This is a genomic window from Quisquiliibacterium sp. (genome assembly GCF_982640115.1).
The window spans coordinates 1-7,825 of record NZ_CEXFHW010000178.1; the positions used below are offsets into that span (position 1 = coordinate 1).

General features: G+C 68.6%; 6 protein-coding genes. 4 read left to right on the plus strand and 2 right to left on the minus strand.

What is annotated here, in order from left to right:
• The coding region (locus AC2H6A_RS16090) for a LysR family transcriptional regulator (RefSeq protein WP_484274726.1) at positions 1-788 on the minus strand (788 nt) is incomplete at its 3' end.
• A gap of 85 nt (positions 789-873) precedes the next feature.
• Between AC2H6A_RS16090 and AC2H6A_RS16095 the strand changes: the two genes are divergently transcribed.
• The 4 genes from AC2H6A_RS16095 to AC2H6A_RS16110 are packed head-to-tail and all read left to right on the plus strand — an operon-like array spanning position 874 to position 6,126.
• Positions 874-1,881 carry a sodium-dependent bicarbonate transport family permease gene (locus tag AC2H6A_RS16095; protein WP_484274727.1) on the plus strand — a complete coding sequence of 336 codons (1,008 nt, stop codon included), beginning with the start codon at positions 874-876 and terminating at the stop codon, positions 1,879-1,881.
• 33 nt (positions 1,882-1,914) lie between these two features.
• A complete protein-coding gene (gene acnD / locus AC2H6A_RS16100) occupies positions 1,915-4,509 on the plus strand; it encodes a Fe/S-dependent 2-methylisocitrate dehydratase AcnD (RefSeq protein ID WP_484274729.1) in 2,595 nt (864 codons plus the stop codon).
• 8 nt (positions 4,510-4,517) lie between these two features.
• A complete protein-coding gene (gene prpF / locus AC2H6A_RS16105; protein WP_484274730.1) occupies positions 4,518-5,708 on the plus strand; it encodes a 2-methylaconitate cis-trans isomerase PrpF in 1,191 nt (396 codons plus the stop codon).
• A gap of 13 nt (positions 5,709-5,721) precedes the next feature.
• Positions 5,722-6,126 (plus strand): GFA family protein, encoded by a 405-nt coding sequence (locus AC2H6A_RS16110; protein WP_484274731.1) that lies wholly within the window; start codon positions 5,722-5,724, stop codon positions 6,124-6,126.
• Between the two features lie 62 nt (positions 6,127-6,188).
• Here the strand turns inward: AC2H6A_RS16110 and AC2H6A_RS16115 are convergent.
• A partial coding sequence (locus AC2H6A_RS16115; protein ID WP_484274733.1) for a tetratricopeptide repeat protein occupies positions 6,189-7,825 on the minus strand: 1,637 nt, incomplete at its 5' end.

Sequence of the window (7,825 nt, forward strand, 5' to 3'; positions counted from 1 at the left end):
AAGCCGATCACATCGAGCACCGCCACCCCATGCTCGGCGAGTTGCCCGTGCAGCGCGTGGCTGGACACGATCGACAGGCCCATGCCACCGGCCACCGCTTCCTTGATAGCCTCGTTGCTGCCGAGCTCCAGGCGCAGATCGGGCCGGAACTTCTGCCGCTTGAGAAACGCGTCGACCGCCATGCGGGTGCCCGACCCGCGTTCACGCAGGATGAACCGCTGCCCGGCAAGCGCCTCGAGCGGGATGCGCCGACGCCTGACCAGCGGATGGGACTGCCCTGCGATCATCACCAGCGGGTTGGGCATGAACACCGCATCCTCGAGATCGAGGTCGGCCGGCGGCATGGACATGATGTAGAGATCGTCCTGGTTCTCGCGCAGCCGCTGCACCACCCCGTCCCGGTTGAGCACCTCGAGGGCGATGTCGATCTCCGGATAGCGGGCGCAGAAGCTGCCGAGCAGCCTCGGCACGAAGTACTTCGCGGTGCTCACCACCGCCACCCGCAGCCGGCCGCGGGTGAAACCGCGGGTGGCATCGATGCGCTGCGTGAACGCCGACCACTCGTCAGCGATGGCCCGTGCGGTGCGGGCCAGATCATGACCGGCATCGGTCAGGTGCACACGTCGGGAGACCACCTCGTACAGCGGCACGCCAACGGATTCGGTGATCTCACGCAGCTGCATGGAAGCCGTGGGCTGCGTGACATGGCAGGCCTGCGCAGCCCGGCTGACGCTGCCGGTATCGGCCAGCGCAAGGAACAGCCGCAACTGACGGAAGGTGATATTCATAGAATCAGATCTATGTATCGATGTTTATAAATCAATTTTACTCGATGACATTGGGTTCCTAGCATGACCGGCCAAGGAGATTCCCATGACCAACCTTCTCGATCCGGCCATCCTGTTCTTCGTCTTTGGCGTGCTGGCGGGCGCGCTTCGATCCAATCTCGAGATCCCGCCTGCGATCTCGAAGTTCCTTTCCCTCTACCTTCTGATGGCGCTCGGCCTGAAGGGCGGGTTCGCCCTTGGGCAGTCAGCGCTGAGCGGCACCGCGCTCCTCAGCCTGGGTGCCGCGGTGCTGATGGCCTTTCTCGTGCCCGCGCTCGGCTACTGGCTGCTGCGCAACAGGGTGCCGAAACTCGATGCCGCCGCGATCGCGGCATCGTACGGCTCGGTGAGCGCGGTCACCTTCGTCACGGCCATGCAGTACCTCGAATCGCAGCAGATGGGCGTTGGTGGCCACATGGTGGTGGCGATGGTGCTGATGGAGTCGCCGGCCATCATCATGGCAGTGCTGCTTGCCAACATGCTGCGGCAGCGCCAGACCGGCTCGCTGCTTGCCTCGTCGGGCGGTGCCGCCGTGCTCGGCGGGCCGGGCTCAGGCCCCGGCACCTCGATCGGCCGGATCCTGCACGAGTCGTTCACCGATGGCGCGCACCTGCTGCTGCTGGGCGCCATGGCGGTGGGCTATCTCAGCGGCGACGCGGGCAAGACCATGATGGCGCCCTTCTCCAGCGGTCTGTTCAAGGGCATGCTCGCCTTCTTCCTGCTGGACATGGGCCTGATGGTCGCCCGCAACCTGGGCGCGGTGAGCGGCAAGTCGCCAGCGGTGATCGCCTACGCGGCTCTCAGTCCGGTGCTGCACGCCGCGATCGCGCTGATGCTCGCGGTCCTGCTCGGGCTGCCGGTGCCCGACGCCGCCCTGCTGATGGTGCTGTCGGCCAGCGCCTCGTACATCGTGGTGCCGGCGGTGCTGCGCTATGCGATCCCCGAGGCCAACCCCTCCTTGTACTTCGGGCTGTCCCTGGGCATCACCTTCCCGCTGAACATCCTGATCGGCATTCCGCTCTACACCGCGGTGGCCAGGCAGGTGCTGGGCTGAGCCGAAGACCGATCGGATAAAATCCCTGTCACCATGAATACCATCCACCGCACCCGACTGCCCGGCACCTCGCTCGACCACTTCGACGCCCGCGCGGCGGTCGAGGCGATCGCCCCCGGCGCCTACGACAAGCTCCCCTACACCTCGCGCGTGCTGGCCGAGAATCTGGTCCGGCGCTGCGACCCGGGTACCCTCACCGAGTCGCTGAAACAGCTCATCGAGCGCCGTCGAGACCTCGACTTCCCCTGGTTCCCGGCCCGGGTGGTCTGCCATGACATCCTGGGCCAGACCGCGCTGGTCGATCTCGCCGGCCTGCGTGACGCGATCGCCGACCAGGGCGGTGATCCGGCCAAGGTCAACCCGGTGGTGCCGGTGCAGCTGATCGTCGACCACTCGCTGGCGGTGGAATGCGGCGGCTTCGAGCCCGACGCCTTTGCGCGCAACCGCGCCATCGAAGACCGGCGCAACGAGGACCGCTTCCACTTCATCGACTGGACCAAGCAGGCCTTCCGCAATGTCGATGTGATCCCGCCAGGCAACGGGATCATGCATCAGATCAACCTCGAGAAGATGTCGCCCGTGATCCAGGTGCGCGACGGCGTGGCCTTCCCCGACACCTGCGTGGGCACCGACAGCCACACGCCGCATGTCGATGCGCTGGGCGTCATCGCCATCGGCGTGGGTGGCCTCGAGGCCGAGAATGTCATGCTCGGCCGCGCCTCCTGGATGCGCCTGCCCGACATCGTCGCGGTGGAGCTGAGCGGCCGGCCCGGGCCGGGCATCACGGCCACCGACATGGTGCTGGCTCTCACCGAGTTCCTGCGCCAGCAGAAGGTGGTGGGCGCCTACCTCGAATTCCGCGGCGAGGGCGCCGCGGCGCTCACCCTGGGCGATCGCGCGACCATCTCGAACATGGCCCCCGAGTACGGTGCCACCGCCGCCATGTTCTTCATCGACCAGCAGACCATCGACTACCTTCGGCTCACCGGTCGCGAAGACGAGCAGGTGGCGCTCGTGGAGACCTACGCCCGGCATACCGGCCTGTGGGCCGACAGCCTGAAGCACGCCGAGTACGAGCGCACGCTGCGCTTCGACCTCTCCAGCGTGGTGCGCAACATGGCCGGCCCGTCCAACCCGCATGCCCGGGTGGCCACCACCGATCTCGCGGCGCGCGGCATCGCCGGGCCCTGGGAGTCGGTGCCCGGGCAGATGCCCGATGGCGCGGTGATCATCGCCGCCATCACCAGCTGCACCAACACCAGCAATCCGCGCAACGTCATCGCCGCCGGGCTGCTGGCACGCAATGCCAACCGCCTGGGCCTCACCCGCAAGCCCTGGGTCAAGACCTCGCTCGCGCCCGGCTCGAAGGCGGTGGCGCTCTATCTCGACGAGGCCGGCCTCACCACCGAACTCGAGCGCCTCGGCTTCGGCGTGGTGGCCTTTGCCTGCACCACCTGCAACGGCATGTCCGGTGCGCTCGACCCGGCCATCCAGAAGGAGATCATCGAGCGCGACCTGTACGCCACGGCGGTGCTCTCGGGCAACCGCAACTTCGACGGCCGCATCCATCCTTATGCGAAGCAGGCCTTCCTCGCCTCGCCGCCGCTGGTGGTGGCCTATGCCATCGCCGGCACGGTGCGGGTCGACATCGAGAAGGACCCGCTCGGCGTGGTCGACGGCAAGCCGGTGATGCTCAAGGACATCTGGCCCACCGATACCGAGATCGACGCGGTGGTGCGCGCCTCGGTCAAGCCGGAGCAGTTCCGCAAGGTCTACACGCCGATGTTCGACATCCGCCGCGAGGCCGGCAACGCGGTCAGCCCGCTCTACGACTGGCGGCCGCAGTCCACCTACATCCGCCGCCCGCCCTACTGGGAGGGAGCGCTCGCCGGCGAGCGCTCCCTGCGCGGCATGCGGCCGCTGGCGGTGCTGGGCGACAACATCACCACCGACCACCTCTCGCCCTCCAATGCCATCCTCCCCGACAGCGCCGCCGGCGAGTACCTCGCCCGCATGGGCCTGCCCGAGGAAGACTTCAACTCCTATGCCACCCATCGGGGCGACCACCTCACCGCGCTGCGTGCCACCTTCGCCAACCCCACCCTGAAGAACGAGATGGCGGTGGTCGAGGGCAAGATGAAGGCAGGCTCTCTGGCACGGGTCGAGCCCGAAGGCCAGGTCATGCGCATGTGGGAAGCGATCGAGACCTACATGAACCGGCGCCAGCCGCTGATCATCATCGCCGGCGCCGACTACGGTCAGGGCTCCTCGCGCGACTGGGCCGCCAAGGGCGTGCGCCTGGCTGGCGTGGAGGCCATCGTGGCCGAGGGCTTCGAGCGCATTCACCGCACCAACCTGATCGGCATGGGCGTGCTGCCGCTGGAGTTCCAGCCGGGCACCACCCGCAAGACGCTGGGCATCGACGGCTCCGAGACCTTCGATGTGGTGGGCGAGCGCACGCCACGGGCCACGCTCACGCTGGTGATCCACCGCCGCGACGGCCAGCCGCTGCAGGTGCCGGTCACCTGCCGGCTCGACACCGCCGAGGAGGTCTCCATCTACGACGCCGGCGGCGTGCTGCAGCGCTTCGCGCAGGACTTCCTCGCTTCCACCCGTCACGCCGCCTGAGGACCGCCATGGCCCGTGCACCGCAGATCCGCATCCCCGCCACCTACCTGCGTGGCGGCACCAGCAAGGGCGTGTTCTTCCGCCTGCAAGACCTGCCCGAGGCCGCCCGGGTACCCGGCAGGGCCCGCGACGCGCTGCTCATGCGCGTGATCGGCAGCCCTGACCCCTACGGCAAGCAGATCGACGGCATGGGCGCGGCTACCTCCAGCACCAGCAAGACGGTGATCATCGCGCGCAGCAGCCGGCCCGATCATGATGTGGACTACCTGTTCGGCCAGGTTTCCATCGATTCGGCCTTCGTCGACTGGAGCGGCAACTGCGGCAACCTCTCGGCCGCGGTCGGTCCGTTCTCCATCGCCGCGGGCCTGATCGATCCCGCCCGCATCCCGCGCGATGGCATGGCCACGGTGCGCATCTGGCAGGCCAACATCGGCAAGACCATCATCGCCCATGTGCCGATCACCGACGGCCAGGTGCAGGAGACCGGCGACTTCGAGCTCGACGGGGTCACCTTCCCCGCCGCCGAGGTGCAGCTCGAATTCATGGATCCGGCGGCCGAAGAGGAAGGCGCCGGCGGAGCCATGTTCCCCACCGGCAACCTGGTTGACGATCTCGAGGTGCCCGGTGTGGGCACGCTCAAGGCCACGATGATCAACGCCGGCATTCCGACCATCTTCCTGAATGCCGCCGAAATCGGCTGCACCGGCACCGAGCTGCAGGAGGCCATCAATGGCGACCCGGCGGCGCTGGCCCGCTTCGAGACCATTCGGGCGCACGGCGCGGTGCGCATGGGTCTCATCAAGGAGGTGGCCGAGGCCGCCCGGCGTCAGCACACCCCCAAGGTGGCCTTCGTGGCGCCGCCGGCCAGTTATGCGGCCTCGAGCGGCAAGCCGGTCGACGCGGCCGAGATCGATCTCCTGGTGCGCGCCCTTTCGATGGGCAAGCTGCACCACGCCATGATGGGCACGGCGGCCGTGGCCATCGGCACGGCCGCGGCCATCCCCGGCACGCTGGTGAACCTGGCTGCTGGCGGCGGGCCGCGCCAGGCGGTGCGCTTCGGGCATCCGTCGGGCACCCTGCGGGTGGGCGCCGAGGCCAGCCAGGAAGGCGGCGAGTGGGTGGTGCGCAAGGCGATCATGAGCCGCAGCGCACGCGTGCTCATGGAAGGCTGGGTGCGGGTTCCCGGCGACTGTTTCTGAACGGAGGCGTCAGATGAAGATCGAAGGCGGCTGTTACTGCAAGGGCCTGCGCTATGTGGCCGAGGGCGAGCCTCTGGCCTCGCTGCAATGCCATTGCCGGGAGTGCCAGTACATCACCGGCGGCAATCCGAACGTGATCATGGTGATGCCCGAATCGGGCTTTCGCTTCACCCATGGCGAACCGCATGCCTTCACGCGCACCGACATCGAGAACGCGGTCACCCGCTACTTCTGCCCCACCTGCGGCACGGCGATCGGCACCCGATCACCCAAGCGCCCGGGCGCGATCATCCTGAAGGTGGGCACCTTCGACGATCCCTCGGTGTTCCAGCCCAAGGCGGCGATCTTCACCGTCGACAAGCAGGCCTTCCACCACATTCCCGAGGGTCTGCCGGCCTTCGAGCGACGGCCGGGCTGACGCCCGCCCGGGCGAGCCCGCCGACGCCCGACGCGACGACGCCTGGCTCACGCCCGGCGCGTTCAGGAACGACGCAGCGCGGCGAGGTCGGCCGAGAGCCGCGCCAGCACTGGGGCCCACTGCCGCTCCGGCCCCTGGCGGTACAGCCGCGCACCCTGGTACCAGGGACTGTCGTCGCGCCCGAGCAGCCAGCGAAACGCAGGCACATGCGGCAGCAGCACCCATAGCGGCCTGCCCAGCGCCCCGGCCAGATGGGCAACGCTCGTGTCCACGCTGATCACCAGGTCGAGGCATTCGCAGAGTGCGGCTGTCTCGGCGAAATCGGTCAACCTGGCACTGACATCCCGAATCTGCGGGTTGGCCGCCAGCAGGTCGCGCTCCGCGGCCGGGACATCCTTCTGCAGCGACACATAGATCAGCCCGGACGGCAGGTGGGCAATCAGCTGCGACAGTTGCAGGTTGCGACTCGGGTCGTTGCCCTGGGTGGTGCTGCCGCTCCACACCAGCCCCACCCGAGGGCTGCTGTGCGGGCCAAAGCGCTCTTCCCAGGCAGCCACGCGCGGCGGCTCGGCGCGCAGATAGCCGGCGGCCGCGGGAATGCTGTCGAGCGTGGTCTTGAACGCCAGCGGCAGCGACATCAGCGGGCACTGCCAGTCCACCGGTGGCACCGGCTGGCCCTGTTCGAGCAGCTGGTGAACGCCGGGCAGGCTTCGCAGCAGGCCGGCCAGAGGCCGCTGCACCTCGAGAATGACCCGGGCACCCTGCTGCGCCACCCGCTCGACATAGCGACAGCTCTGCAGCGTGTCGCCCAGGCCTTGCTCGGCATGCAGCAGGATGGTCCGGCCCTGCAGCGGCGCCTGGCCGAGCCACAGCGGCTGCGGATAACGCCGGGGCGCCAGCGCGGATGGGTCATCCTGCCAGCGGGACTCGTAGTCGGACCAGCCGCGGGCATAGTCGCCCTGCAGCAGCAGCAGCAGCGCGCGGCTGAAACGGGCCTTGGCATCGCCGGGGCGAAGGGCCAGCGCCTGATCCTGGCTGGCGAGCGCCGCATCGAAACGGCCCAGGCGCTCGAGCACCAGCCCGCGAGCGCCATGCGCATCGGCCAGGCCGGGGTCGAGCGCGATGGCCTGATCGCAGGCCGCCAGTGCCTCGGCCTGGCGGTCGAGTTCGCGCAGCACATGAGCGCGGTTGACATGGATGGCCGCCATCCCGGGCCGCAATGCCAGCGCGCGCTCATGGCTGGCCAGCGCCTCGTCGAATCGCCGCAGCGACTTCAGCGCATTGCCCCGGTTGCTCAGCGCCTCCGGAAAATCCGGCTGCAGGGCGATCGCCTGCTCGTAGGCAGCCAGCGCCTGCGCATACCGACCCAGGGCGGTCAGGGCCACCCCATGGGCATGATGCAGCATCGCCGGCTGCGGCCGGATCGCCACCGCACGCTCGAAATGCCGGATGGCTTCCTCGGGACGGCCCAGCGCCATGCGCAACTCGGCCAGGCTGGCATGCAGTTCGGCATCGTCGGGCCGCAACGCCAGCGCCTGCTCGAAACTGATGATCGCCTCCTGCGGACGCTGCAACTGCTGCAGCACCAGGCCGCGATTGCACAGCGCATCAACATGCTGCGGCTCGATGACCAGGGCCGCCTCGAAGGCCGTGAGCGCCTGCTCGAAGCGACCCAGCTCCGCCAGCGCGTTGCCCAGGT

Coding starts and splice junctions, on each gene's coding strand:
- AC2H6A_RS16095 (WP_484274727.1), top strand. CDS start 874: ATGACCAACCTTCTCGATCCGGCCATCCTGTTCTTCGTCTTTGGCGTG.
- acnD (WP_484274729.1), top strand. CDS start 1,915: ATGAATACCATCCACCGCACCCGACTGCCCGGCACCTCGCTCGACCAC.
- prpF (WP_484274730.1), top strand. CDS start 4,518: ATGGCCCGTGCACCGCAGATCCGCATCCCCGCCACCTACCTGCGTGGC.
- AC2H6A_RS16110 (WP_484274731.1), top strand. CDS start 5,722: ATGAAGATCGAAGGCGGCTGTTACTGCAAGGGCCTGCGCTATGTGGCC.